The sequence below is a fragment of the Myroides marinus genome (genome assembly GCF_900109075.1).
Taxonomy (GTDB): domain Bacteria; phylum Bacteroidota; class Bacteroidia; order Flavobacteriales; family Flavobacteriaceae; genus Flavobacterium; species Flavobacterium marinum_A.
The window spans coordinates 1-26,260 of record NZ_FNYS01000032.1; the positions used below are offsets into that span (position 1 = coordinate 1).

Below are 26,260 nucleotides of genomic sequence, written 5' to 3' on the forward strand. Positions count from 1 at the left end.
TCTAAGTGATTACTTACACAATGGAAACTTGCAGATAGACAATAATCTTGTTGAAAATGTAATCAGACCTGTAGCAATTGGTCGTAAAAACTATCTCTTTGCCGGTTCTCATGATGCAGCACAAAGAGCAGCTATGGCCTATACGTTTTTTGCTAACTGCAAAAAGCATGACATTAATCCATATAAATGGCTAAAGTATGTTCTTGAAAATATTCAATCCATCAACCACAAGAATATCGCTGACTTATATCCTCATAATTACAAGAAACTTATCCTGGATAATGTAGAAGAATAATTAGATATCACAAGATGTACTTGCTCAGGTGCATACCTTACCACTCCATTTTCAACAAATAAAGTATAATACCATTTATTATCATGAGCTTGTTGCCATCCGTATCTATCGTTTCTCTCAGTAAAAGTATAAGACTTCGCTGCTTTAAGCTCTACTGCTGCTCTTTTTTCAAGCTCTTTAACAAAGTTCTCTACTCCCATTTTATCAAGGGTGTATTTTAACCTAGCTAGCTTTCTGTCTGAACGATTACCATAATCTCTTTGAATGGTTAATACGTGATAGATAAGTTTTAGTATATCACTCTCACTAGAACAAAAACCAATTACAGTGGCTAGTCTTGAATAAGTATCCTTATTACCATGAGTGGTAGACAGTCCTCCACCAATGGCTAAATTAAAGCCGATTAACTGATCATTTTCAACAATAGCGATAAGCCCAATATCATTAGCAAATACGTCTACATCATTAGTTGGAGGAATAGCAATAGCGATTTTAAACTTCCTTGGTAAATACCTGTCTTGATAAAGAGGATCTGATTCAACAGATCGATCATATATCTTTTGATTGTCAATCCAAATCTCATAATAAGATTGTGTTTTAGGAAGTAACATCTCAGAGATCTTATCTGCATAGTTATGAATCTGTTCAAACACAGGTGATACTTGAGGATGTGAACTACATATAACATTTCTATTGACATCTCCACAAGCTGCAATGGCATCTAATTTAGCAGTTAAAAACCCTTGAATTGTATCGCTTAATTGATGTTTTAATAAGCCGTGAAGCTGTATGGTTTGTCTTGTTGTAATCTTTAATACTCCTGTGCCGTAAAGCTCGGAAACCTCGTGAATAGCCTGCCATTGTTTAGCCGATATCACTCCCCCTGGTATACGAAGACGAATCATAAAAGAATAAAGCTTATCTAGCTTTTTTTCAGCTCTTTCTTGTCTTCTATCTCTATCATCTTGAACATACATTCCGTGAAACTTAATTAAAGCCTCATCATCCGGGCGTACATTACCAGTATGGTTGTCTACAAGGCTCTGAGAAAGAGTTCCTCTTAAACCATCACTCTGTGTTTTAATAGTCTCTACGTGAGATAATTTATCTTTACTCATAGGGTTTGTTTTAATTTAATAAACATCTTTTTTATACTGCCCATTTAAAAACATCTGTTCTAAATACTCTTTAGCCTCAAGCTGATTTACACCTTGATTATCCATAATAATCTGAACAAGAGTGGATTCAACATCTTCGCTCATACCTGATTTTTGCCCACATAGATAAATAACCGCACCGGATTGTATCCACTTCCAAAGCTCTTTAGCATTTTCTTTAAGTCTATCTTGCACATATATCTTGTGTTTTTGATCACGCGAAAAAGCAGTATCAAGCCTTGTTAATACTTGAGTTTCTAACCACTGTTGAATCTCTGTTTGATAGTAAAAATCACTCACAAAATGCTGCTCTCCAAAGAATAGCCAGTTTCTTGCCTTAACACCTCTTTGATCTCTTTCTTGCAAGAAACCTCTAAAAGGTGCTATTCCCGTACCAGGACCAATCATAATAATATCCTTACTATCATCTGGTAAATAGAAGTCCTGATTTTTATGAATGTAAAACATAAACTCTTGTCCAATTTCTAACTCACTTAAATAACAAGAACACATTCCTTTTTTTGGTATGCCTTGATTTTCAAATTCAACAAGCCCAACAGTTAAATCAATCTGATTTTCTTGGTTATGTAAAGAACTAGCTATTGAATAAAGTCTTGGTGAAATTGGATTTAAAAGACTAATAATCTTATCAAAATCAATACTTCTAACCAAAGGCGTGTAGAGTTGTAAAAGATCAATTAAATCAATTCTTGTTTGATTAGTCTTAATTTGTAGATACTCTAATATATTAGTTAACACCCTACCACTTAATCCTTTTACATTTAAACTCTCTAGCTCCAAATACCTTTTTTTATCTCCAAGAGAATCAGCTAAACTCTGTAAAAGACTATGATTATTCTTAGCATATACTCCAAGGGCATCTCCGGGGTGATACTCAATATCTTCAAAAGTTGCAAGCTCTATGTGATAAGTCTTTTTATTGGAACCTCTATCATTTAAAATAACCTTATGCAAGAGCTTACCTTTATAAAAAGTCTTTACATGGTCTGGTTTTGATTGTTTGTCATTTTCCTTTAAAGAGACTAATGATTTATCATCTATCTGTTTTTCATCTTGGGATTGCTCTAGAAAAAGAGCAACTAATTCTAAAAACCACTCATTGGCCTGTTGTTTGTAATCTACATCTAACTTTAACAAAGCAGTTTGGCTTTTTGCAGACTGTTTTTTCATTAAATCATCTAAGTCCTGTGCTGCTTTACAAAAAAGAGGATAAGATGTATCTCCTAGACCAACAATACTGTATTTTAAATCCTTAATATCAAGAGTCTCTTTTTCTAAATCTGTAAAGAATCCCTGTGCTGATAAAGGAGCTTCTCCCTCACCTTGAGTGCTACAAATAAATACAACATAACTCTCTTTTTCTAAATCCTTTATCTTATAGGTAGCTAGATCAAAAACTTTAGTTTGAATTTCGTTTTGCTTTAATAGTTTTGATAATTCAAAAGCTAGTTTCTTTGAATTTCCAGTTTCACTTGCATATAATATAACTGGCTTTAAACTTGGCTTTAAATTGTTTTTCTTAAGTAAAACTTCTAACTCAGAACTCGTTTTAATTTGATTTTGAGCAAGTAGGCCAGATAAATAACCATTAAACCAAAGTAATTCCTCTCTTGAGTAATTCTCTATTTGCTTTTTTAGGTCTGCTATTTTTGGATCAAATTGCATGTTGTAGTTCTTTTAAATGATTGTCAAAATAAGATATAACCTCTGGCAAGACCACTTCTTGTTTCCAAGCAAACTCTTTGTGTAGTGCTACAACTTTTCCAATAATAATTAAAGTTGGTACATACTTAAATTCACTTGTTTGAATACTTTCTATATCATTAAAACTATAAACCTTAGTATTTTGAAACTCAGTACTAGCTTGTTCTATAACAGCGATTTGTTTGTCTTTATTTACATTATAAAAAAGTAGGGTTTCTACTAAATACTTTAGTTTTTGTCCACTCATATAAAACACAAGTGTATCACTTGTCTGAGCCCAATCCTTCCATAACTCACTGGTTATATCACTGGTTTTAAACAAAGTCAAAAACCTAACTCCACGACTGTATTCTCTAGCCGTTAATGGAATCGCGCTATAGGCTGCCGCACCTAAAGAACAAGAAATACCAGGAATAATCTCATAGGAAATATTGTTCTTTTTTAATACCCTTAACTCATCTAAAACATTAGAAAACACCGATACATCTCCTCCTTTTAATCTCAAAACAGTTTTTCCTTTTTTAGCATAGTAAACCATTAATTGATTAATGTGTTTTTGAGCAGTATGTATTCCTTTAGAGCACTGTTTACCCACATATATTACCTTGGATAAGTCACTTACATTTTGTTTTATTAATTCAGGTGAGACTAATCTATCGGTTAAAACAACATCAGCCGTTTTTAAATATCGAAGAGCTTTTACACTAATTAGCTCAGGATCTCCTGGGCCTGCTCCAGCTAGAATTACTTTTGCACTATTCATTATCTTTTTCTTTTATTAATTAAAATAAATCTTCAACAGATAAATAACGCTCTCCATTGTCATAATTAAGAGTTAATACAGTAGCTGTATTTTCAATACTAGGCAAAAGTTTTTCCACTGCCGCAATTGACCCTCCACTTGATATTCCCACTACTAAACCTTCCTTTAAAGCCAGGTTTTTAACCGCGTTATAAGCCTCTTGTTTAGAAATAGTAATAATCTTATCAATACTATTAAAATCAAGTATTTCAGGAATAAAACCTGCCCCGATTCCTTGAATTGGATGCGCTCCAGGTTCTTTTCCACTAAGTACTGCTGAATCCTCTGGTTCTACTGCTATAACTTTAAGTGATGGAAAATTTGCTTTTAAAATCTTCGAAATCCCTGTTATATGCCCCCCAGTTCCTACTCCTGTAACTAGATAATCAATTCCATCAGGAAAATCTCTTAATATTTCCTGTGCTGTACTCTGAGCGTGTATATTAACATTAACAGGATTATTAAACTGTCTTGGCGACCATGCTCCAGGTATTTGCTCTAATAAAGACTCTGCTTTTTCAATAGCACCTTTCATTCCCTTCTCCTTTGGGGTAAGCTCGAAGCTAGCTCCATAGATTTGCATTAATTTTCTTCTCTCTACACTCATCGATTCAGGCATAACTAAAATAACCTTATAGCCTTTTACTGCTCCCACAAGGGCTAAACCTATTCCTGTGTTACCTGAGGTTGGCTCTATAATAACTCCACCTTTTTGTAACTCCCCTTTAGCCTCAGCATCTTCTATCATTGCCAGGGCAATACGATCTTTAATACTACCTCCTGGGTTTTGTTTCTCTAGTTTTACCCAAATGTTCTGCTCTGGTTTAAAATACCTTTTAAGCCCAATAACAGGGGTGTTTCCAATTGTTTTTAAAATACTGTCTACTTTCATTTTTTTATATAATTTGGTTAATTGAGTTTTTACTCTTGTTTTTAATTAAACCTCAATACAAAAGTGGGGTTTAACCGATTGTTTAATAATCTGATTTTGCTCAATCACGCTATAGGCACCAATAGTGATATTCTGCGTCTGGATACTGACATTATTTTTAATTATCACGTTATGATCCACTATAACAGATTCTTGCTTATTGCTAAATATTCCTCCAAGGATAACTCCACTACTAATTCTTACGTTGTGATTTATCTTAACGTTTTCTCGTATAATCACTCCTATTCCGCCATCTATTATAAACCCCCTAGCTATAACTGCTTTGTAACAAATATCTATACCTGTTAGTTTTCTTGCATAACCAGAGCATACTTGTGATAAGACACTAAGATCTAACTGAGAAAAAACATAAGAGACTCTATAGGCAAATACAGCAAAAAATCCTGGAGAGCTTACAATTACACTAACTCTACTATTAAAATCAAGATCACTTGATAAATAAGCCTTTATATCACTCTCTAAAGACTGATAAATAGAATCTATCTCTGAGAAAAACCTAAGGGATATTCCTGTAGCTCTTTGCGTGCTAATAAGTCCTAAAACTAAATGCTCAAGCTCTTTTTCAAGTTCTTTTTCTTTAATTAGAAATTCAGAAAAACTTATACAATTAGAGTTTATAAACATCCACTTATAAAGCTTGTTTAACCAAGACTCTATCTTATCTATATCACAAACTCTATGTTTAATGGTTTGGTTGTAAATATGATCACGCATAGGTTTTTACTTTACAAAAACATTAATGCTCCTACTGTATTAAAAGAAGTTTCATCTATTAAAATGGCGTTACCTGTTTTTGGATTATCTAAAAAACTATCAAAGTGTAAGGCTTGATTTGTCTGTAGACTAACCTTAGCAATATCGTTTAACTCTACTTTAGAAGAATCTAGAAACTCTAATGTGTTAATATCCCATTTCTTCTCAATAGCCGTTACTTTTACCCTAACACTGTGAAATCTATGTTGCAAAATATAAGTCTTACCTAGTTGTAACTCTTGTGTGTCTAACCAGCTAAGCCAAGAGCTAATCGTGTTAGATATTAAAGGAGCTTTCTGATTATCAACATAAATTGTATCTCCACGGCTAATATCAAGATCTGAGTCAAAATGAAGGATTATATTATCTGTGGCAACAGCTTTATCTACTAGGGCTAGATCCTTTTCAATTTTAATAATATTAGCCGTTAAATTACTTGGAAGTATCCTTACAGAGTCTCCCATTTTATATTCACCAGATAAGACCGCTCCGGCATATCCTCTATAATCTAAATGCTCAAGAGTTTGGGGACGTATAATTAACTGAACTTGAAAACGAGCGTTATTCTGATCTTGCTTATCAATGTCAATAGTCTCAAGAATTTCTAATAATGGTTTTCCTGTATACCAAGGTGTATTTGAAGACTTTTCAACAATGTTATCTCCGTTAAGCGCGCTAATAGGTATGTAATTAACACTTAAAAAACCTAACTGTTTTTTTAGATCTTCAAAATCTTGCTTTACTTGATTATACTTATTCTCAGAATAATTCTCTAAATCTATCTTATTAAGGGCAACAATTACATTTTTTATTCCCATTAAACTAGCAATTAGTCCATGGCGTTTGGTTTGTTGGGTAATTCCTTTTCTTATATCAACTAGTAGAATTATCAGATCTGAAACAGATGCCGCTGTGATCATATTTCTAGTATACTGGTGATGACCAGGAGAATCCGCTATAATAAACTTCCTTCTTTGAGTTGCAAAGTACTTATAGGCCACATCAATTGTAATTCCTTGTTCTCTCTCAGCTCTTAATCCATCGGTGATTAAAGCAAGATCAATTGTATCTTGTCCTATTTCATTTTTACTTGCCAAAACCCCAAGATGATCTGTTGAAATACTATTAGAATCATAAAGTAACCTACCAATTAAAGTACTTTTACCATCGTCAACATTTCCTGCAGTAATAAATTTTAATGTTTGCATTTTATACTGTTTATTAATTAAAAATATCCCTTTTTCTTTCTATCCTCCATAGCTGATTCTGAAAGCAAATCATCTAATCTGGTTTGTCCTCTTTCACTTATTCTAGAGTTTTTAATATCCTCTATAATATCTTGAACACTTAATGCCTCTGAGGCAATAGCCGCTGTACAAGTCATATCTCCCACTGTGCGATAACGAACCCTTGTATTTACAACCTGCTCCGTATCTAAAGCCGGTGTAAATTCAGATACCCCTATTAGTTTGTCATTGTATTTTATACATTCTCTTTGATGTGAGAAATACAAACTTGGAAGCTCTATATTGTTGTTTTCTATATAATTCCAAATATCAAGCTCAGTCCAATTACTAATTGGAAAAACCCTTGTGTTATGTCCTTTTTGAGTTCTTCCATTAAAAATATCCCAAAGCTCTGGACGTTGAAGTTTTGGATTCCATTCACCAAAATCATCTCTGATTGAAAATATTCGCTCCTTAGCCCTAGCCTTTTCCTCATCTCTTCTAGCCCCACCAATACAAGCATCAAAACCATAACCTTCAATAGTGTCTAATAATGTATATGCCTGTAGAGAGTTTCTAGAGGGAAATCTACCTGTGGTTTCTTTTAGGTTATACTTTTTAATACTATCTGATACACTAGCTACAATAAGCTTTTCATCTAAACTCTTAACAAGCTTATCTCTAAAGGCAAGTGCCTCTGGAAAGTTATGTCCCGTATCAATATGTACTAGTGGAAAAGGAAACTTACCAGGTCTAAAGGCTTTTATTGCAAGGTGTACAAGTACAATAGAGTCTTTACCTCCGGAGAATAATAAAGCAGGATTTTCAAACTGCGCAGCAGTCTCTCTTAAGATATAGATAGCCTCTTTTTCAAGGTTGTCTAAATAACTGTTTTGTTTCATATTTATATATTTCTATTGTTTTAAGTGTAATCCACATTCTTTCTTTGAAGCATCCTCCCACCACCATCTTCCTGCCCTGAAATCTTCTGTTGGTTTTATAGCCCTTGTACAAGGACTACACCCAATGCTTTGATAACCTTGTTTGTGTAAAGGATTATAAGGAACCTGATTATTTTCAATAAATTCTAATACCTGTTCACTACTCCAAAAAGCTAAAGGGTGAAATTTTATTATTTGATTAGTCTGATCCCATTCAAACATGTTTAGGTTTTGTCTATTGCTTGAATGCTCTGCTCTTAAACCTGTAATCCAAACTTGTTTATTTAAAAGTGCTTTTTGTAAGGGAACTACTTTTCTTATAAAACAACACTGCTTTCTTAGTTCTACAGATCTGTAAAAGCTATCAGGTCCATTTAAATTAATAAACTCTTGTAAGGCTTCACTATCGGGATAATAGCTTGAAATCTTAATCTTATATCTGGAAAGCGTCAAGTTCCAAGTATCATATGTCTGATCAAATAATCTACCTGTGTCAAGAGTAAAAAACTCTATACCTTGAGTATCTTTTAGCAAATGAGTTATAGTTTGATCCTCATAGCTAAAACTTGTTGAGAAGCAAATAGAACTAAAATTCTCTTGTAAATACTCCATTTGCTTTTCAAAAGAAAGTTCACCCACCCCCTTTTGTATCAACAAGTTAAACTTGTTTTCTAATTCATTATTCATACTTTTTCTTTAATAACTACAATATCTATCGTTTTAGTAGTCTTTAGGCTAAAAAATTATTCGTTTTCTATAAATCGTTGAAGCGTTGCCTCAGACATACTCTTTCTTGTTTTGTCTCTGATTTGGATAAACTGATGTCTTAAATAACAGGTCTGTTCATCTAAACAATCATCGCAAGGTTCATAATAATTAAGCGATACACAAGGAGCTAATGCAATTGGTCCGTCAAATATTCTATGAAGATCTGCCACTGAAACCTCACTTGGATCTTTAACCAAATAATAACCTCCAGCTAATCCCTTTTTACTATTTACAAGTTTTACTCTTTTTAATTCTAATAAAATTTGTTCCAAAAACTTCTTAGGTATATTCTCTTGCTCAGCGATACTAGCAATAGTCATATGTCCTTTTTGATAAACTCTAGCCAGACAAACCATTGCCTTTAAAGCATACTTACATCGTTTTGATAACATCTTGTTGGTGTTTATTATATATAAAAAAAACTCCTTATTAATAAATAAGGAGTTTTAGGGTATAATTTAAATCTAAATATATAAAATACACGCGCTCTACTCCTCTTTAGAAAAGCATTGACACATACACATTACCATATTTAAATTATTTTGTCTCATTTTGTGATTTTTAAATCTTCTACAAATGAAAGAATTATATTTTAATAGACAAACAAAAACATAATTTTTTTTTAATAAAAGTATAAAAAATACAATAACAACATCTTCACTAGCCTTAATATAAGGCTTTTAAATAAATACATTAGAGTTTTTTAATCAAGTAAACTCTAATGTACTTATTATAATTTAGCTACTTAAGTAATAACACATCAATTGGTACAATATACAATTCCATAAAAAACATATTACTTTCTCTTTCAAAAAGTTAGACCATATTATTCTTTTTTGTTACATTAGTACTTTAATAGAGTTTTAACTAGATTGAAAGCTCTTATATTTACTTGCTTAGTAATTGCAAAATACAAGAATATTGAGTTCAACTTTGCATATCTATCAAATAGATTTACTAAAATTTAGCTATAACTAAACATTTTGAAAAAATATTCATTAACTTTGTCGTCACATATACCCAGCAATACAAAAATTGATGTATATGAACTGTGCAAAAATGGAAACAGTATTTTTGAAGAGTTTTTTAAACAAATTGAAGAAGAGGGAAATCTAATATCAAATCTAGCTGCAACAATCAGAATCATTGAAGATTCAGCAAATCTAAAAATGGCTCCAAAAACAAAGTTTAGAATTCTTCAGGGCCTTTCTGTTAAATGTAAAGTCTTTGAAGCAAAATCAGGAATAATTAGAGTCTATTTATTTCACGAAGAAAAAACTGGAAGAGTTATTGTCATGGGTGGAAATAAAGATAGCCAAGATCAGGACATCAAAAAAGTTGAGAAAATAATAAAAGAATATAATACACAGAAAGATAATGAAAAATAACCTAGATAAAATACTTAATCAACCTTCATATTGGATTGAGGGTATTAATGGGGTTTTATATAATGCAATTATTGAATTTATGGAGAAAAATAAATTCAATCGAACTCAACTTGCACAAAATCTAGGAATAAGTAAAGGAAGAGTTTCTCAAATTCTAAATAATGGAGAGATAAACTTCAGTATTGAAAAAATTGTTGAGATCTCTATTAAAGTTGGTAAATATCCTGTTTTTGAACTTGAGGATTCACAAATCTATTTAAACAAACTAAATCAGACAAAACAGCTTAAAAGTATGAGAATATCAAACTTTAACGATTATTCTACAAATTTGTTTGAAATAGGAATTGATACAAAGAAAACAAGAAGTTTCGAAACATTTAACCATTTAAAAATCGCAGTATAAAATGTCAAAAAAAAAAGAACAAGTTAAAGATTTTGATTTAGGTTATAAAGTATCACGAATAAACACAACTAAATTCTCTTATAATGATTTAGAAGAAGATTTTATCAAGAACTTATTCGAAAATGAAGAAAACTTAAAACTTATCTTAGATGTTAATATAGGTATTAGTTTAGAAAAGTCTGAAATATTCTTTGAAATTAACACCTCTTTATCCAATAAGAATACCAATGAGAATTTGATTTTACATACAGGAAAAACTACTTTTTCTCTTCAAAATCTAAGTAGTACTTTTAGTAAGGAAAATGAGAAATTTGATTTACCAGATGGGTTAATTGTTCAGTTATATGCTCTATCATATTCACATGCTAGAGCGTTATTATCTATTGAATTAAATAGAACAGCTTACAAGGATATCTTTTATTTACCCGTTATAGATCCGACAACAATATTAAATAAATAAAAACTCATACAGTGCTACTAGTAATTATTGGTTTCTATTTTTTATATATAACCTTGTCAATTATCAACAACAAAGCCCCTAATTGGGGCTTTATTACTTTTAAAAGTATTGTTTTAAAATCTAATTTCATTGAGCTGTTTTACTTTTTGTAAATCTGAGCTTTTAATCTTTAAAACCTGATTTCTAACTCCATTTCTCTCATTAATCTTAACAACTAAAACTTGTTTATCTAAAAGAGTGAACTGATTTAAAACAAACACATTATCTTGTTTTTCTTTACTAGCCAACTCCATATTTTCTCTATAGATTTTAACAGGCGTTAAACTACTTTCTTGAACTGTAGTACGTTTAGTAGTTCTTCTATCTTTGATTTTAAAACTGACATAATCCACCTGGTATGGTAAATTGCTTTTGTTATTAATAGATAAATGAAAGTAAAATTTACCATCTTGAATATAAATGCTTTTTAGTATGGCTTCTACTCCATAATTTCTGCTTTTAATGTTTAGTTCTTTCTTATTCTTTTTGATAATAGCTTTTATAAAAAGATTCGTAAGACTTGGACTAGTAGAACCTAAGTCTTTAAAAAGAACTTCGCTTTGCTCTTTAGTGTTCTGTTGTTCAAACTTAGTTAAGTCATAACTAAGTTGTGTAGGCTCTTCATTGTAAAAGGCATTAAAACTATAGTACTTACCATCACTGGTAATAACTGTAAAGTTTGTAGGGGTGCTATTCTCATTAATTGTCTTTAAACGTAGAACATTACTAGTCACTTCTACTTTACTAGCTATAATTTCTTGACTACCTAAATCAACATACTCAATACTACTAGGAAATAGAATATGCGTTGTTTTGTTTTGAGTGAGCTCAATTTCATATGGTGTTACCTCAGCATTAGATAAGTTGATAGACTTGGTATTATTTTGGGCGATTACTGTGTTTACTGCTAGTAAGCATAGTAACATATATTTAATAATTGTTTTCATAATGATTTATTTTTACTTGATTTTTAATTGTTATTCTTTGGGAACAAGAAACAGTTCTTGCCCTTGTTTTAGAGTTACTCTCTGAGCTTTTACTTTCTTTGAAAAGTAACCCGATACTCCTTGAATAAGGCCTTTGGTTAGATCTGAAGCAATTTGGTCTGAAGCTGATCTACTCATCGAGATACTTGTGCCTGCTGTTTGTCCCATATTGGCGATGATTTCTTTTGAAGCGCTTATCTCTTGAAGGTCTAATACCTCAAGGCCTTTTTGTCCATAATTATCATAACCGATAAGTTCTGTATCTATGATACTGTCCTGAATTTTAATAGAGTTTACGCTAATCTCTAATCTAGCGTTACTTACTTGCGCCTTAGCAATGAGTGTACTTGATTCAGGCAATAAAGCTCCGTTTATTACAATGCTTTCCAATAACTTTAGTTTAATATAGCCCTGATTTATAATGACCTCTTCTTCTTTGATACTAACTCTTATACTATTTTTATGAGTTTGCGTTTTACGCTCTATATCAGCGGTATAAAAGATTTTATTTGATTTAGGATTAATAGACAGTAAATCTTGTAAACTTTGTGGTTTTAAAAGTGAGGAGACAATATCTTTACTTGTTTTGTCAACCACTGTTATTACTTGTTTTTCTCTTGAGATTGCTTTGATATCTGTATTCTGATTAAAAGGTGGTAATTCAGTTTGGTTTTGACCTGTTGGTAAATACTTTGCTGCCATCTGAAATGACTTTTCCATTAGTTCTAATTGACTATCCATTGTAATTGGTGTTGGAGTATCTTTTTCTTGTAATTGCTGTTCTAACTCAGCAATCTGTTTTTTGAGCTTATCAGTTTCAGGACTTTCTGCATTATCATAAAAACTACTAAGTACCTCTTGGCTTTGCTTATAATTCTCGTAAGACCTCTGATAAGGCGTATAAGTAGACTCCTTATTATAATCTTGATCATTATAACCGCTATTAGACTCTTCTTGAGGCTCATTCCAATAATCTGCTAAAGAATGTATCTGGTTTTCATTTTCTTGCTGTTTCTGCTCCCATAGCTCCTTTTCATAGGCCTTAACCTTGTCGGTTGGCATCCCCTTAGTTATCGCCTCTGGAACTGAGTCATTGTGAATGATAAGCTCTTTGTCTTCGGGTTTGAATAAAAGATACATAGCTGCTAAAAACACAATACCCATTAAAGCAAAGGCGATATGTTTTTTATGTTTTTCAACAATACCTTTAAGCGCCTTATTGTATTTTGGTATTTTCTCTATCTGGTGGGGTTTATCTATTTTATTTTGATTCATAATTCTTAAAATTAAAAGTTGATTGCGATTCTATCTTTTGCCTTAAAAGCAAATACTTAACTGGCCTTATATTACTCTGCCTCTTTTGATTATCTGAATTCTTTCTAGCAAGACTTGCTGTTAAGCTTGTCTTTACAATAAAAAGGCAAATAAGACTGTATAATGTAAATACAACAAGCAATAAAACTCGTTGCCTTTTTACTAAGAGGCTATTCCAATAGGCCTTAAGCCTACTGGAATAACTATGTCTTAAAAGTTGTAACTTATTCATGGATTAATTTTTTAGCGTTTAACAACTTCTAAATCTTTGTTCTCTACAACTGTAAACTTTTCAATAATAAATCCCTGAGGATTGTTATCAGAGCGAACAGCCGAGATGAGCTGGCTACTTGTGACAAGATTTCTTTTGGTTAGATTACTTGATCTTATAATATACTGGGTAGCATAGGTCATGGTTTGATACGGATAACTATTAAAATCTATTTTAATGCTATCCACTTCTATCCTTTGCTGAATATTCCCAGAAATAACACGACTATAGTATCCCTTTTCAAGAAGATCTTTGTAGTAATCAAAAGCGGTTTTATCTGCTAGATTAAAAGCTCTTTGCATATTACCCTCAATAGCTGCTTTCTCAGGTGAGAGCGTAAAGAATAACTCATGAAAACGCCTTACGTGTTCTCTTGCCTCAACTGGCCTATTTATACTTGCATCTTGAGACAGGGCAAGCATAAGTGATTTGCCTTTGTCAAGCACATAAATCTTTTCTCTCTGCTCTTTAGCAAAGTCATAGCTCTTGTAGATAGAAAATCCAACTACTAAAAGACAAACCGATACAAATGCAAGAGCATAAAGCCGAATCTGTTTAAAGCTATTTTCTATATTTCGAAGTGATTTAAATTCCATATTAAAAGTGTTTTAGTTATTTAATAAGCCTACCTGTTATATTTCCTGAAGTGGCTCCAGCTGTGGCTGCTCCAATATTACCTGTTTTAAGTGCAGACTGATTTACATTACGAAGAAAACCTGAAGCTCCACTGGCTTGAATCACCCAGCTTGTTACTGTTGGTACAGTAAAATATCCTACAATACCTATTAGCATAAAAATCACATATATCGTATTTGAAGTATCAGGAACATAGCTTGGATCAGAAAGCAATTGCATATCTCTTTCAAGAATTAAAGATTGAATCTTAGCCAGCATACTGCTAAACAAATCTGCCACTGGAAGCCATAAATAAACGCTTATATACCGCATGAGCCACTGTAAGAGTGTTGCTTCAAACCCGTTCCATATCGAAATAGCAAATGCAATGGGCCCTAGTATGGACAGCACAACTAAAAAGAAAGTCCGAACAGTATCAATAATTAAAGCCGAGGCTTGAAAGAGCATTTCTAATATCTCCCTAAAAGCATCTCTTAGATTCTTTTTAAAATCATACTGCCATTTCTCTAAATGCATACCTGCCATGGTGGCTAAATCAGAAGGAGACCAACCAAGCTCGTCAAGCTTTTTATCAAACTCTTCATTGGAGATTAAATAAGCTGTTTCAGGGTTTCTAAGCATTGCCTGTTTTTCTAAGACATCTTTTTGTTTCTGTAATAAAGTCATATCAATTACCTGACGCTCTAAAATCTGATGTGTTCCCTTAACCACAGGACTTAAAACTGTATTTAATGTTCCAAGGACAAGGGTTGGAAAAAACATAATACATATGCCCAAAGCAAATGGTCTTAGCATCGGATACACATCTATGGATTCTGCTCTTGCTAGGGCTTGCCATACTTTTATACCAATGTAAAATAGAGCGCCAAGACCTGCTAAGCTTTTGGCCACAGAGGCCATCTGGGCTGATATGGGTATCATATCATAGTAAAGGTTCTGAAGTACCTCATGTAAATTATCACTAGCCATAACTACCAGTATTTTTGGTTAGAGCTTCCGTATAAATCAAGTACTCTTTGAGCATTATTTTTTCTCTTAGCCCTTAATATGCTAACACCTATATTTTTTCTGGTATAGTAACTAACCAGGTTATGATAGTCTTTAACCTTATTGTAAACCCTGTCTATGATATCCATACGCTCCTTGTCATTTAAAGAAAGGCTTGAAGAGCTTACAATCTGCTTGAGCTCCTTGACAAGTTCTGTGCTTTCTTGAAGAAGTACTGAATACCCATTTGCAATAGCTACAAGCTCCTCAGGCGAGAAGTTTGGATCATTAAGCATCTTTCCAAAGTTCTTGACATATAGCTCTGAAACTTCTCCTACTAAAAGCACTGTTTGTTGAACCTTCCTTGCGTCCTTAACAAGATTGTTTACCGCTTGGAGTTTGTCATAATACTCCTTGCCTTGTTTATAAACCTTCTCTACTTCTTTAAAGTTTTTAATGACATTACTAACTGTTGAAGAAGTTTGTATAATTTCATTGGCACTGTTTAATATGCCTGATGCCAAATTAGTGGGATCAGTAACTACCCACTGAGCCTTTATCTGTATTGGTAGAATAAGCAGCATAGCTACCACAACCACCTGTAATAGTTTTTTCATTATTGTATGTTTTAATTAGTTGATTATTTACTCTATTGCCCATTTAAATAAATTGGGGTAAAGTATTACTTCTCGTGCTTTTCTTGTTTTTCTTGTACTAAGCGTTTTATAGCCATCTCTACATTACCACCTAGTTCTTTAGCTAGGTTCATAACCTGTAATTTCTCAGTCTCCTCTGTGGTATAGGCTAGATACTCTGAGTAGCTCACCTCTGTTGCATACACCCCCGAGTGAGTTCCTCCAAGACCAATCCACACTTCTTTGTAAAGACGCTTTGGATTGTTGTTTAAGTTAATAGAAAGGATTTGTGCTTTTTCTTTGTCAGTGAGTCCAAGCATAGCCTGTATATCATCAAACTTGTTCATATACTTGCGCTGATCAAGAAGTATCTTACAGTCGGAATTATTGATAATACTTTCCTTTACAATTGGGGATTGAATAATGTCATCTACCTCTTGAGTAACCACAATTGCCTCTCCGAAGAACTTTCTAACGGTCTTAAGTAGGCTAAGCACCCAGCGCCTTATCATATTTCTATGGTAGGTTTCCAAATGCTCGCCCCCGAACCGGACTTACACGTCTCCGCGTATCCGGCTCTCCACTAATCTTGTCAGTCTAATGTTCCATTATGGATTTTCTGATGACAGCTATGGCATACAGCGACAGTTTTTCTTCTTCTTGCAATCATATGTCTTTCCCAACTCTTTTTACCTTCGAGGTTTTTGAGTTTTCGTACATGATGCATGACAAGCTTTTCCGTAGCTCCGCACATTTCACACTTTTCAGCTTTGAGCCTATCTACAAGGCTTGTCCTACTTGCATCAAAGATGGAGTAAGGCATAATGTCAAAGCCTGCGTCTGTCATTGGGTTCTTTCTCCTAAACCCCAAGTCATAGAAGTATCTTTCTTTGACCGCTCCAGATTTAGTGGTAAACCTTACTGTGAATTTTCCATTTCTACGATACTTGGAATTTATCTTTCTCGTTGAACTTTTGTATTTCCCAGCAAAGGTTTTGTACATACTGTACTCCATGATAAATTTGAAGTTGTGCAATTCAGAACAGTTATTAGCAATAGAAAAGTAATTGTAGAATCCTCTTATTTCCCGATTGTATCGGTCAAGAATTTCAAGATCGTCATTGAATATAAGTCCAGATCTGCATTTCGGTTTCCAAATTTCCTTTCCGTTTTGGTATCGGAATTCCAATACACCGTAGTCAAGTAATTTGTTCCTTATCGTTTCCGTACTCAATTTAAGATATACCCTTTTACCATAGGTTCTTCTCAAACGACCTGCAATATCTCTTCTCTGTGCGTTTGACTTTCTCACAAAGATTTCATAGCCGAGAAAATGTGCCGAATCTTCCGTGTGGGTAATGAGTGTTTTCTCATCTGACAGTTCCAGTTTGAGCTTTTGGTCAAGGAAATTTTTAATATCTTCCTTAACTTCTTTCGCATCTTGCTTACTACCAATTATCCCGATTAGAAAATCATCTGCATATCTGACGTATTTCAATCTTTTGTATTCCGTGTCCATTTCGTCACAGCTTGGAAACATTGCACGCTGCTTATCCTCTGCCTTAATCCTTTGGATTAAAATTGTTCTTTCACTTTCGTCTTCTACCGACTTTAGTTTTTTCACAGTTCTCTTTCTTGCATTGTCAAAGTCCATACGAACTCTACTTGGTCTGCGTTTTTTCCCTTTATCGAAGTTTGTGATGTATTCTTTCATGTATTTGTCTAATCTGTCGAGGTAAATATTTGCCAATATTGGGCTTACAATACCTCCTTGCGGCGTTCCGCTGTACGTTTTATGAAATTTCCAATCCTCGATATAACCTGCTTTCAGAAACTTTCTGATTAGCCTTATGAATCTATCGTCAGAGATACGTTCTTTAAGGATACTTATCAATATATCATGACCAATATTATCAAAGAATCCTTTTATATCTCCTTCGATAAACCATTTAGCTCCGTTAAACGATTTCTTGATTTGAGCTAGTGCAGTATGGCAACTACGATTTGGACGAAAACCATGTGAAGAATATTCAAAACTCTCTTCATAAATAGCTTCTAAAATCATTCTTATCACTTCCTGCACCAGCTTGTCATCGAAAGCAGGTATGCCAAGAGGTCTAACCTTACCGTTTTTTTTCGGTATGTAAATTCTCCTCGATGGTTGGGGCTGATAGCTTTCATCTCTCAATGAAGCTATCAGTTTCTCAATGCGTGACAAGCTCATATTGTCAATACTTTGACCGTCTGAGCCTTCTGTCATATTACCTTCTTTTGCATAAATGCGCTGATAGGCAACGTAGAACATCTCGTCATTAAACAGAATTCTGTAAAGCCTTTCAAACCTATAGCTTGAAGTTTTACTGTGTTCCACTAGACTGTTTAATACTCTTTCTGGATTTCTCATAATGTCTCTCACATTTTCCTTTAATTGTATTAATAAAAATTAGCTGCTTCCCTTGGCCATGTACAAGGCTTTCCCTTGCTCAGACTACTGCGGAAGCTCCGTTACCATGTCGGATATTCAGAAAACTTAACTTTCATAGCCTTTCGGCATTCCGATTTAGGTAATCCCCGTTTGCGACTTAATAACTATTGGCACGATGGATTGTCGGATACGACTTCCGTCCTTTGTACGCTTACTGCGACTGCGCTGTAATAAGTTCAAGCTCCAACCATACCAATTCACTGGTGGAGTATTACAATATGACGATTGATAGCTATCTTACGCCATAACTTCAAGTGGAATCGCTTGGACTATCGTTTAATCAATTCGGATTTTATCCTCATATCCATCTTTTCATCTCGCCATTCAGTAGCAGTCTGATAGCTGACTGACTTATGACTTTACCGACATGCTTCACTCCCTGTCCAGTTTCCCTTTCAGATAAGTCGGTTGATGATAGGTTTTCCAAAGAACACTAACCTAATCTCTTGCCAAAGAGATATTTACTAAGCCACCTTGACGGGCGCACAAAGGTACTTTAAGTAATCCGCCATACCCTCTTTGGCTATGGCCTTCCAAGCCTCTTCAATTAGTATAAGCTTACGCTGTCCTTTAAGACGTCGCATCTTATTTATAAACACTTCCATGATGATAATAGTCACTATGGGAAACAAAATTTTATGATCCTTGATACTATCAATTTCAAAGACAATAAAGCGTTTATTAAGTAAATCAAGCTCACTTTCTGAGTTTAAGAGATAGTCATACTCTCCTCCCTTGTAATAAGGCTCTAGTACATTTAAAAAGTTATAAAGATCAAAGTCCTTTTCTCTAACCTGCTTGCCCTCTAACTCTGCTTTATAATCTGTTTTGATATACTCATAGAAAGTATTGAAACTTGGTTTTATATCACTGTTTTGTAGTTTTTGGATATACCCACTAACAGCGTTTGAAAGCGCAACTTCCTCTGATCTTAAGGGCGGCTGGTCATCCCGCTTCCAAAGGGTCAAGATTAGCGTTTTAATGCTCTCTCTTTTTTCTATATCAAAGATGCCATCCTGAGTATAAAAAGGATTAAAAGCAATTGGGTTTTCCTCCGTGTAGGTAAAATACACTCCATCCTCCCCTTTTGTTTTTCCTTTAATGAGTTCACATAATCCTTGATAAGAATTCCCTGTATCTACTAAAAGCACATGGGCGTTTTGCTCATAATACTGCCTTACCATATGATTGGTAAAAAAGCTCTTACCACTTCCCGATGGTCCCAAGATAAACTTGTTGCGATTAGTTATAATTCCCTTTTTCATGGGTAAGTCTGAGATATCTAGGTGAATCGGTTTACCTGTTAGTCTATCTGCCATCTTTATCCCAAAGGGAGAAAGCGAGTTTTGATAATTAGTCTCTCCAGAGAAAAAACAAAGTGCAGGTTCAATGAACGTATAAAAGCTTTCTTCACTTGGAAAATCACTGCTATTGCCTGGCATACCTGCCCAGTAAAGCGAGGCAGCATCCACTGTGTTATGTCTTGGTACACACTCCATAGAAGCTATTGCGCTTCCACAGTCGTTTTTAAGGGTTTTAAGCTCACTTTTATCACTAGACCATGCCATTACATTAAAATGAGCTTTAATGGATGTTAATCCTTTGCTATGAGCCTGATTTAAATATTCTTCTATCCACTGCTTATTGATTTGATTAGCCCTACTGTATCTAGCTAAAGAGTGCATATTTTTAGCTGACTTTTCAAATTGCTTTAAATTGTAATCACTATCCTCTATAAACAAATACTGATTGTAGATATGATTACAATTAAGCAAGAGTCCAACAGGTGAGGCAAATGATAAAGCTATACTGCTTTTATCGGTTGATAGTTTTTCATAACCAGATAAATACGACACTTCACTTGGAAGATCATCTGTACTTGATAAAGTATGTAAAGAAAGTCTGTTATCCCCTACTCTAACCTCTTCTGCGCTAATAGCAATATCCTGAAGGCTCCCTCTTTTATTAGGACTTAGAGTTAGGTACTGCTCCAAAAGGCCACTTTTATCTTCTGAGCCAATAATGTCTTCTTCAGATAGTTTAATTAAGTGAATCAGTCCACTATCATTGACTATCCTTTCAAGCTGAGTAGTTGCCTGTAAAAAGCTTTGAACGGTATCTTTATCTCTAATCTGTTTGGGAATGAGCTCCCCTTTTGTAAGGGATGAAAAGTTACTCTGACTTTTAATACGCTCCTTAGTAGTCTTTGTAATAAAAAGATAACAGCTGTGATTCAAGTAAGGGCGCTCATTAAAATGCCTTTCAAAACTTCTGTTTAAATAGCTCTGCTGTACGTCTTTAAAATCAGCCTTATAACTTTCTTTTACAAACCAATCCTGTTTGTGTATCACAGTAAATTCAGGGAGTGTTTTAATGGCCTTATGCCACACATTGTGCATAGTTTCATAATCTTTATCTGAGATTGTGAATACCTCAGGTAAGATCACTTTATAACAAACTGTTATGTCTGCTTGCTTGGAAACAATACAATTGTTCTCCACCGATAGAATTGGAAACATGCGCTCAAGGGTGGTTATCTTAGCTGTATTTCTCATAACTACTTAATTTAAAGTTATTACTTAAACACCCTCTAAGATTCTTTCTTGAGATAATATACCTAGGAAAGTATTTTTTGGCCTGAAGCTTCATAAGTCCATACTGACCGTATTTTTTGTTTAATGAAAATACTTTGTAAACAAGATATCCTGAAGAACCAATGCCAAGACTTAAACAAATAAGATTGTTTACCCCGGCCATATACAAAACCATAACAAGAATTAAATCAGCCAATAGCCCTGCTGCAAAATAAAACAGATACTGAGCCTTGAGACCTTTAAATTCTACTGTGGTTCCAATGCCTTTATTAATACTATATTTTTTCATAATAGTATCTTTTAAAGGAAAAACGAGCGAAGTATTGTAGCTGCTACAATTAAGAAAATACAAGCCCCAAACCAGCTTGCTGCTGTTTTGCTTGTATCGGGATCACCGCTTGTGAATTTATTGTAAACCTTCACTCCTCCAATAAGACCCACCACAGCTCCAATAGCGTAGATAAGTTTGGTGGCTGGATCAAAATAAGAAGTAACCATCTGGGTAGCTTCAGTGATTCCAGCTACTCCATTTCCTTGAGCAAAAAGATTGCTACTTAAAAGTAGTGTTAAACCTAACAATACTAATTTTTCTGATGTTTTTGTTTTCATAAAAATGACATTTATAGATTATCTATTAAGCTCTTTGCTTAATATCTGGTCTCAAATGTCTTTGCAAAACAAGCAGTTCTTAAAAACAGGCAATCCTAGGCTATAATTGTCCTTGAATAGCTTGTTTTAACTAAACTCTTTTCAAAATAATTTATAAATACAAAAACGCCAAAACATATTGCTTTGGCGTTTATTATAAAGTGTCTTGTATAAAATAATTGTATTCCTTTTGTCAAGGCAAAATGCCCTTTTAGAATTAAACAAATCTTTTATTTTTTCTGTGAAGGAATTTTTACATATCTATACATATAAAAGTAGTCAGGTAAATCATCTACAATCTTTACATTCTTACCTATACCACTTGGTCTTAACCTAACTAACTTAGTATTAGGCGTTATTTGTATTTTATATTTTGTTCTCTTCCATACCACATCACGAACTTCTGTTTCGAATTCATACTCTCCATAGTCTAGTCTTAGTATAAAAAATTCCCCAATCCGAGTTGTTGGTACATTCTTTCCATTTAATTTTAGATTAAGCATCGTACTTTTTATCGGAGTATAACTTGGAGCATAATAGCCTCCATTAAAGAATAAGACTCTGCCTTTTCCAAGTTCTGATACTAATATGCCTTGTGGTCTTTCATAAAAAATTTCAAAATCCGACGCCACTGGTTTAACTCCCATACAAGAGGTTAATACTAATGACAGTACTCCTAAGGTGATTAATGCCCATTTTCTCATAGTTGTTGCCTATTTATTGTACGATTCAAACTTAATTTGCTTACTGATTTTATTATTATTTGAGTATTCTATTTTCAAATAATAACAACATTAAATATATTAAAATCAAAAACTTACACCAAATAAATCATTTAAAACGAACGCTTTTTTTTGATATTTTTATAATTCCATTTTCTAATAATAAACCTACTATTTCCACCAATAAGATAAAAGAGAAAGAGGCATTAAACGCTCAAAAAAGATTTGGCTATTGTTACTGATTTTTATAAATTGAATTTTCAATCATATATAGAGAATTATCCTTTTTTCTATTAAATCAACAAAAAAACTCAATCTTAGAGATCTTCTAATTACGAAGTTCTCTCTATAATCTATTTTTTATTACATAAACTATAAAGTACAAACACAATAAAAATATTAAACTCACAGGACCTAAAACAATTACAAAACAGAATCAGATGTAGAGATTATAGCTGCAGAGAATCTAGAGGTACTTTCTAGTGTTGATATTATCTGTACAGTTACTCCCTCGCCAAAACCTTTATTTAAAACCAGTCAGCTAAAAAAAGGAGTGCATATTAACGCTGCCGGATCATATAGTCCTGCAATGCATGAATTACCTGAGGATATATTTATGAATACTTCTTTGTTTGTAGATCATAAAGAGTCTTGTTTTTCTTCAACTGCTGATATTCTTGTGCCTCTAGAAAAAGGATTACTACCTACAGAAAACTATAAAGGTGAAATTGGAGATTTAATTCTAGGTAAGATTAAAGGAAGAACAAGTGATTCGGAGATAACTGTGTTTAAAAATGTAGGTATTGCTATTCAAGATTTAATTACTGCATAATATGCCTATAACAAGGCGAATAGAGAAAACTTTGGAACTTCTATCAAAATGTAGATAAAGGCCTTAACTATAAACTAAAACCACCTATACAAGGATTCGTATAGGTGGTTTTAGTTTGTAATTTAAGCCCAAAATACACCATAGATATATACACAAAACAAATTATATAAAATAGCTTTGTAGTATTTGGCTAGCGCTGCTTCTGGGTTAAACTCTTAAACGATATTTTTTACTTAATGCTACAAGACTATTAATTTAAGTATGGATTGTCGTTTCTATTGTGATCAATCCATAACAATTTCGAGATATCATATCCTATTTGTGTAGCTAATTCTAGATATTGCTTTTTTACGTGTTCAGGAATAGTCGTTTCTCTAGATAATATCCATAAGTAATCGTAGTCCTTACCTACCACAAGAGCGTATTTGTATTCTGGATCTAATGCGATTATATTATAACTTGAATAGAAAGGCCCAAAGAAACTAACCTTTAATAGTCCTACTGTTTTATCTTTTCGAAACTTAGCTGTTCCATCAGCCTTTTTCCATTGTTTTGACTTTGTATTAAACCCGCTATTTAAAACCTTCAAATCCCCGTTATCGTTTAATGTATAATGAGCTGTTGTATTGTCTAAGTCCTTCTCAAAGCTAAAATCAAAACGGGCTATCTCATACCAAGTCCCCAAATATCGATTAACATCAAAATTCTTAATTGGTACTGCTTTATCAACAATAACTTGCTTTTGACACGAAAACATTATAAATGAAAACATAGTCAATAGATAAATACGATATAAATGTGCTCTTTTCATACTGTTTTTAGTTTATAACAAAACTAATATTTATTCAATAAAAACAAACAATTATTTATAATCATTTTAAATAGTTTTTCTACGCGTAATCTATTTCATATCTATAATTCACTAATGTCAATCAAAATAACATTATATAATTTTTAAATTATAATAATTTAAAAAGCAATTATAACATTATGTATATATACACAGAAAACAAATAAAAAATAGTTGAATAAATATTGAAGATATCATATAATTATCAAGGCTCAGAAGGTTTTTATTTATTTTTATCACACACTTTTCTACATATCTTTACGTTTAATTAAAATATTCAAACCTTTTATATGCCAATAGACAAATATTATTATTCACAAAAATTTAATGAATGAAAAAAGCAATTATTTTATCTGCCACCTTACTAACACTAACCTTGTCAAGCTACTCACAAAGCAGTACAAACACGATAGAAAACCAATTTAATACATTAATTAGTCAGTCTAATAACTGGCAAAATTATAAGGTAGTAGAAAAAAATAAGTTTCAACAATTACAACAAAATGTAAAAGATTCAATAAATAGTTTACAAACTACTATACGTCAAAACAATACTATTGTTATAGAGCAAAAAACATTAGTAGATTCTTTATCAAATCAATTGCAGGTACTTCAAAAAGACTTAAAAATAGCAATTGATAAAGAAAATAATCTAGATTTTATTGGAATTAGTACTCACAAAAGTACTTTCCAAATAATAGTCTGGTCTATTATTCTTATATTGCTATTGATTTTGGGAATCTTGTTTATTCAATTTAAAAAAAGTTATTCAGATACAAAAGATGCTCGTAAAAAGCAAATAGAAACAGAAAGTGAACTAGAAGAATACAAGAAAAACTCCTTGGAGAGAGAACAAAAAGTCAGACGACAACTCCAAGACGAAATCAATAAGAATAAAAGAATTTAAAACATAAACAAAGCATATAAAAGACTGATTTTAATCTTGATAAAGAGTCAATAAGCTTGACTCTTTATCAAGATATTAAAATTACAAAAAAGTATTCTCTATTTTTTAAGTTTGATAATTACTGTATACTATAATTATAATAGAAAAACAGTCCTTTCATTAACAATACTTAAAAAGAACTTCTCCCCCTTAAATAATAAGGATTATCACTTCTGATGTACTCGATCTAAATACATAGTAAGATATCACACTTTACTCACTTTAGATACTCTTGAGGGTTAACTAGAGGGTTAACTAGATTTTTCTTGCCACCAATAGCGTATTTATACTTAATCTAATGCAATTCCAAAACTATAAATCATTATATTAGTGTTCATTAACCCATAGATACTTACCAATATGCTATATCCTTTTATTTCAATCGGACTTTTAATAATCTTCTTTGTGTATGTACTTTATCTTTTGATTGCCAAAAAAGATTTAAACAAACATAAAAACAATATTCTACTTGGATTATTCTTTAATGAGGTCAACAGATAAATGCATATCTTTAAAGTATTGAAAACAGGTAATTATATGGATATTTTTAAGGGACAAAATCTTATAGAGTTTAGCGATCGCTTTAAAACAGATGAAGATTGTAAGATTTACCTATCTCAAATGAAGTGGTCAGAAGGCTATATATGTAGAAGATGTGGTCATACCAAGAGTCAAATTCGAAAGAATTTATCTCGTACATGTAATATTTGTAGCCATACTGAAAGCCCTACTGCAGGGACTTTATTTCATAAACTTAAGTTTAGTTTACGTAAAGCGTTTTTCATTTGTTTTGAGATGTCAACGACAACTAAATCCTTATCAGCCTCACAAACTTCTGTGCGCTTTGGCATAACAGAAACTACAGCAAGAATGTTTATGCATAAAGCGAGAATTGCCATGGAATCAAGTAATAAAGACCTTATGCAGGGAGAAATCCATGTAGATGAGTTTACTATTGGAGGATATGAAGAAGGGAAAGTAGGTAGAAGTTATGATGTAAAAAAAAAGAAGATAGTATGCTGCGTAGAACTTGATGATCTAGGTCAAGTAAAGCGTTTTTATGCCAATAAAATAGACGATTATTCTTCTAAATCACTTGTTTCAATATTTAAAAACCATATCGATAAACAAGCTAAGGTAGTCACTGATCTTTGGAAAGGATATAGACCTATTGCTAAACAATACAATATCAAACAGATATTAAGTAATAAAGGGAAGAATTTTATTGCGTTACACAACATGATTCATCAAGTAAAATCATGGATTAGAACAACTTATTCATGGGTATCTCCTTCAAATATAAACAGATACTTAGATGAGTATTGTTTTAGAATTAATAGATCTCAATCTAAAAATACTATATTCAATAATCTTCTTAAGAGAATGATTAATCATAGTCCTATAACTATCAAAAGTTTAGTAGGTAACTAACTACTGACCTCATA

The 26,260-nt window shown here is 32.8% G+C and carries 27 protein-coding genes and 1 pseudogene; 7 read left to right on the forward strand and 21 right to left on the reverse strand.

Annotated features, from left to right (window positions below; translation table 11 throughout):
• Positions 1 to 295: IS66 family transposase (locus BMX53_RS17940; protein ID WP_143061454.1), on the forward strand; the 295-nt coding region annotated here is incomplete at its 5' end.
• Here the strand turns inward: BMX53_RS17940 and BMX53_RS17945 are convergent.
• Genes BMX53_RS17945 through BMX53_RS17985 form a run of 9 tightly spaced genes read right to left on the reverse strand, consistent with a single transcriptional unit; the run spans position 259 to position 9,011 of the window.
• Positions 259 to 1,413, reverse strand: a complete 1,155-nt coding sequence (locus tag BMX53_RS17945; RefSeq protein WP_244154545.1) for an NADPH-dependent assimilatory sulfite reductase hemoprotein subunit — start codon at positions 1,411 to 1,413, stop codon at positions 259 to 261. The two genes, BMX53_RS17940 and BMX53_RS17945, sit on opposite strands and share 37 nt — an antisense overlap.
• Before the next feature lie 15 nt (positions 1,414 to 1,428).
• On the reverse strand, positions 1,429 to 3,138 hold the full coding sequence (locus BMX53_RS17950) for a diflavin oxidoreductase (RefSeq protein ID WP_074748231.1): 1,710 nt from the start codon (positions 3,136 to 3,138) through the stop codon (positions 1,429 to 1,431).
• Entirely contained in the window at positions 3,128 to 3,940 is an 813-nt protein-coding gene (gene cobA, locus BMX53_RS17955; RefSeq protein WP_074748233.1) for a uroporphyrinogen-III C-methyltransferase, read from the reverse strand. The genes BMX53_RS17950 and cobA overlap by 11 nt, the downstream gene beginning before the upstream one ends.
• A gap of 19 nt (positions 3,941 to 3,959) precedes the next feature.
• Complete coding sequence (gene cysK, locus BMX53_RS17960) at positions 3,960 to 4,871, reverse strand: cysteine synthase A (RefSeq protein ID WP_063175299.1); 912 nt, start codon at positions 4,869 to 4,871, stop codon at positions 3,960 to 3,962.
• Between the two features lie 45 nt (positions 4,872 to 4,916).
• Positions 4,917 to 5,645 carry a hypothetical protein gene (locus BMX53_RS17965; protein WP_074748235.1) on the reverse strand — a complete coding sequence of 243 codons (729 nt, stop codon included), beginning with the start codon at positions 5,643 to 5,645 and terminating at the stop codon, positions 4,917 to 4,919.
• An 11-nt stretch (positions 5,646 to 5,656) separates the two neighbouring features.
• Positions 5,657 to 6,892 (reverse strand): sulfate adenylyltransferase subunit 1, encoded by a 1,236-nt coding sequence (locus BMX53_RS17970; RefSeq protein ID WP_074748237.1) that lies wholly within the window; start codon positions 6,890 to 6,892, stop codon positions 5,657 to 5,659.
• A gap of 17 nt (positions 6,893 to 6,909) precedes the next feature.
• Complete coding sequence (gene cysD / locus BMX53_RS17975; protein WP_074748239.1) at positions 6,910 to 7,812, reverse strand: sulfate adenylyltransferase subunit CysD; 903 nt, start codon at positions 7,810 to 7,812, stop codon at positions 6,910 to 6,912.
• Positions 7,813 to 7,824: 12 nt separating this feature from the next.
• On the reverse strand, positions 7,825 to 8,538 hold the full coding sequence (locus BMX53_RS17980) for a phosphoadenylyl-sulfate reductase (protein WP_074748241.1): 714 nt from the start codon (positions 8,536 to 8,538) through the stop codon (positions 7,825 to 7,827).
• Positions 8,539 to 8,594: 56 nt separating this feature from the next.
• Entirely contained in the window at positions 8,595 to 9,011 is a 417-nt protein-coding gene (locus BMX53_RS17985) for an RrF2 family transcriptional regulator (protein WP_074748243.1), read from the reverse strand.
• Between the two features lie 591 nt (positions 9,012 to 9,602).
• Between BMX53_RS17985 and BMX53_RS17990 the strand changes: the two genes are divergently transcribed.
• Genes BMX53_RS17990 through BMX53_RS18000 form a run of 3 tightly spaced genes read left to right on the forward strand, consistent with a single transcriptional unit; the run spans position 9,603 to position 10,870 of the window.
• Positions 9,603 to 10,007 (forward strand): type II toxin-antitoxin system RelE/ParE family toxin, encoded by a 405-nt coding sequence (locus BMX53_RS17990; RefSeq protein WP_143061455.1) that lies wholly within the window; start codon positions 9,603 to 9,605, stop codon positions 10,005 to 10,007.
• Positions 9,997 to 10,410, forward strand: a complete 414-nt coding sequence (locus BMX53_RS17995; RefSeq protein ID WP_074748246.1) for a helix-turn-helix domain-containing protein — start codon at positions 9,997 to 9,999, stop codon at positions 10,408 to 10,410. Before BMX53_RS17990 ends, BMX53_RS17995 begins: the two co-directional genes overlap by 11 nt.
• 1 nt (position 10,411) lies before the next feature.
• Entirely contained in the window at positions 10,412 to 10,870 is a 459-nt protein-coding gene (locus BMX53_RS18000) for a hypothetical protein (RefSeq protein ID WP_074748258.1), read from the forward strand.
• A 113-nt stretch (positions 10,871 to 10,983) separates the two neighbouring features.
• On the opposite strand, the gene traN is transcribed toward BMX53_RS18000, so the two are convergent.
• The 11 genes and pseudogenes from traN to BMX53_RS18060 all read right to left on the reverse strand — a co-directional run bounded on the left by traN (position 10,984) and on the right by BMX53_RS18060 (position 22,169).
• Positions 10,984 to 11,856, reverse strand: coding sequence for a conjugative transposon protein TraN (gene traN / locus BMX53_RS18005; RefSeq protein ID WP_074748260.1), 873 nt, complete (start codon positions 11,854 to 11,856; stop codon positions 10,984 to 10,986).
• Positions 11,857 to 11,886: 30 nt separating this feature from the next.
• Positions 11,887 to 13,170, reverse strand: coding sequence for a conjugative transposon protein TraM (gene traM / locus BMX53_RS18010; protein WP_074748262.1), 1,284 nt, complete (start codon positions 13,168 to 13,170; stop codon positions 11,887 to 11,889).
• A 282-nt stretch (positions 13,171 to 13,452) separates the two neighbouring features.
• Positions 13,453 to 14,076: a conjugative transposon protein TraK gene (gene traK, locus BMX53_RS18020; protein ID WP_074748266.1), complete on the reverse strand. Its 624-nt coding sequence runs from the start codon at positions 14,074 to 14,076 to the stop codon at positions 13,453 to 13,455.
• 16 nt (positions 14,077 to 14,092) lie between these two features.
• Positions 14,093 to 15,085: a conjugative transposon protein TraJ gene (traJ, locus tag BMX53_RS18025; protein ID WP_074748269.1), complete on the reverse strand. Its 993-nt coding sequence runs from the start codon at positions 15,083 to 15,085 to the stop codon at positions 14,093 to 14,095.
• A 2-nt stretch (positions 15,086 to 15,087) separates the two neighbouring features.
• Positions 15,088 to 15,720, reverse strand: a complete 633-nt coding sequence (locus BMX53_RS18030; protein WP_038988391.1) for a DUF4141 domain-containing protein — start codon at positions 15,718 to 15,720, stop codon at positions 15,088 to 15,090.
• A 65-nt stretch (positions 15,721 to 15,785) separates the two neighbouring features.
• Complete coding sequence (locus BMX53_RS18035) at positions 15,786 to 16,235, reverse strand: TraG/VirB4 family ATPase (protein ID WP_262492916.1); 450 nt, start codon at positions 16,233 to 16,235, stop codon at positions 15,786 to 15,788.
• Between the two features lie 95 nt (positions 16,236 to 16,330).
• Positions 16,331 to 18,142 carry a reverse transcriptase domain-containing protein gene (locus BMX53_RS18040; protein ID WP_038988393.1) on the reverse strand — a complete coding sequence of 604 codons (1,812 nt, stop codon included), beginning with the start codon at positions 18,140 to 18,142 and terminating at the stop codon, positions 16,331 to 16,333.
• Between the two features lie 554 nt (positions 18,143 to 18,696).
• Positions 18,697 to 20,778: pseudogene (locus BMX53_RS18045) on the reverse strand (TraG family conjugative transposon ATPase); the annotation flags it as partial.
• Positions 20,762 to 21,106 carry a DUF4133 domain-containing protein gene (locus BMX53_RS18050; protein ID WP_074748275.1) on the reverse strand — a complete coding sequence of 115 codons (345 nt, stop codon included), beginning with the start codon at positions 21,104 to 21,106 and terminating at the stop codon, positions 20,762 to 20,764. The gene BMX53_RS18050 and the pseudogene BMX53_RS18045, both read right to left, overlap by 17 nt.
• An 11-nt stretch (positions 21,107 to 21,117) precedes the next feature.
• Complete coding sequence (locus tag BMX53_RS18055; protein WP_038987744.1) at positions 21,118 to 21,426, reverse strand: DUF4134 domain-containing protein; 309 nt, start codon at positions 21,424 to 21,426, stop codon at positions 21,118 to 21,120.
• 269 nt (positions 21,427 to 21,695) lie between these two features.
• On the reverse strand, positions 21,696 to 22,169 hold the full coding sequence (locus tag BMX53_RS18060) for a hypothetical protein (RefSeq protein ID WP_074748278.1): 474 nt from the start codon (positions 22,167 to 22,169) through the stop codon (positions 21,696 to 21,698).
• A 466-nt stretch (positions 22,170 to 22,635) separates the two neighbouring features.
• Between BMX53_RS18060 and BMX53_RS18065 the strand changes: the two genes are divergently transcribed.
• A complete protein-coding gene (locus tag BMX53_RS18065; RefSeq protein ID WP_262492917.1) occupies positions 22,636 to 23,019 on the forward strand; it encodes a hypothetical protein in 384 nt (127 codons plus the stop codon).
• Between the two features lie 250 nt (positions 23,020 to 23,269).
• Here the strand turns inward: BMX53_RS18065 and BMX53_RS18070 are convergent, their stop codons facing one another.
• Complete coding sequence (locus BMX53_RS18070) at positions 23,270 to 23,830, reverse strand: lipocalin family protein (RefSeq protein ID WP_074748280.1); 561 nt, start codon at positions 23,828 to 23,830, stop codon at positions 23,270 to 23,272.
• Between the two features lie 370 nt (positions 23,831 to 24,200).
• On the opposite strand from BMX53_RS18070, the gene BMX53_RS18075 reads away from it, so the two are divergent.
• Complete coding sequence (locus BMX53_RS18075; RefSeq protein ID WP_074748283.1) at positions 24,201 to 24,776, forward strand: hypothetical protein; 576 nt, start codon at positions 24,201 to 24,203, stop codon at positions 24,774 to 24,776.
• A gap of 576 nt (positions 24,777 to 25,352) precedes the next feature.
• Entirely contained in the window at positions 25,353 to 26,246 is an 894-nt protein-coding gene (locus BMX53_RS18080) for an IS1595 family transposase (protein WP_063176900.1), read from the forward strand.
• The last annotated feature ends 14 nt before the right edge of the window (positions 26,247 to 26,260 follow it).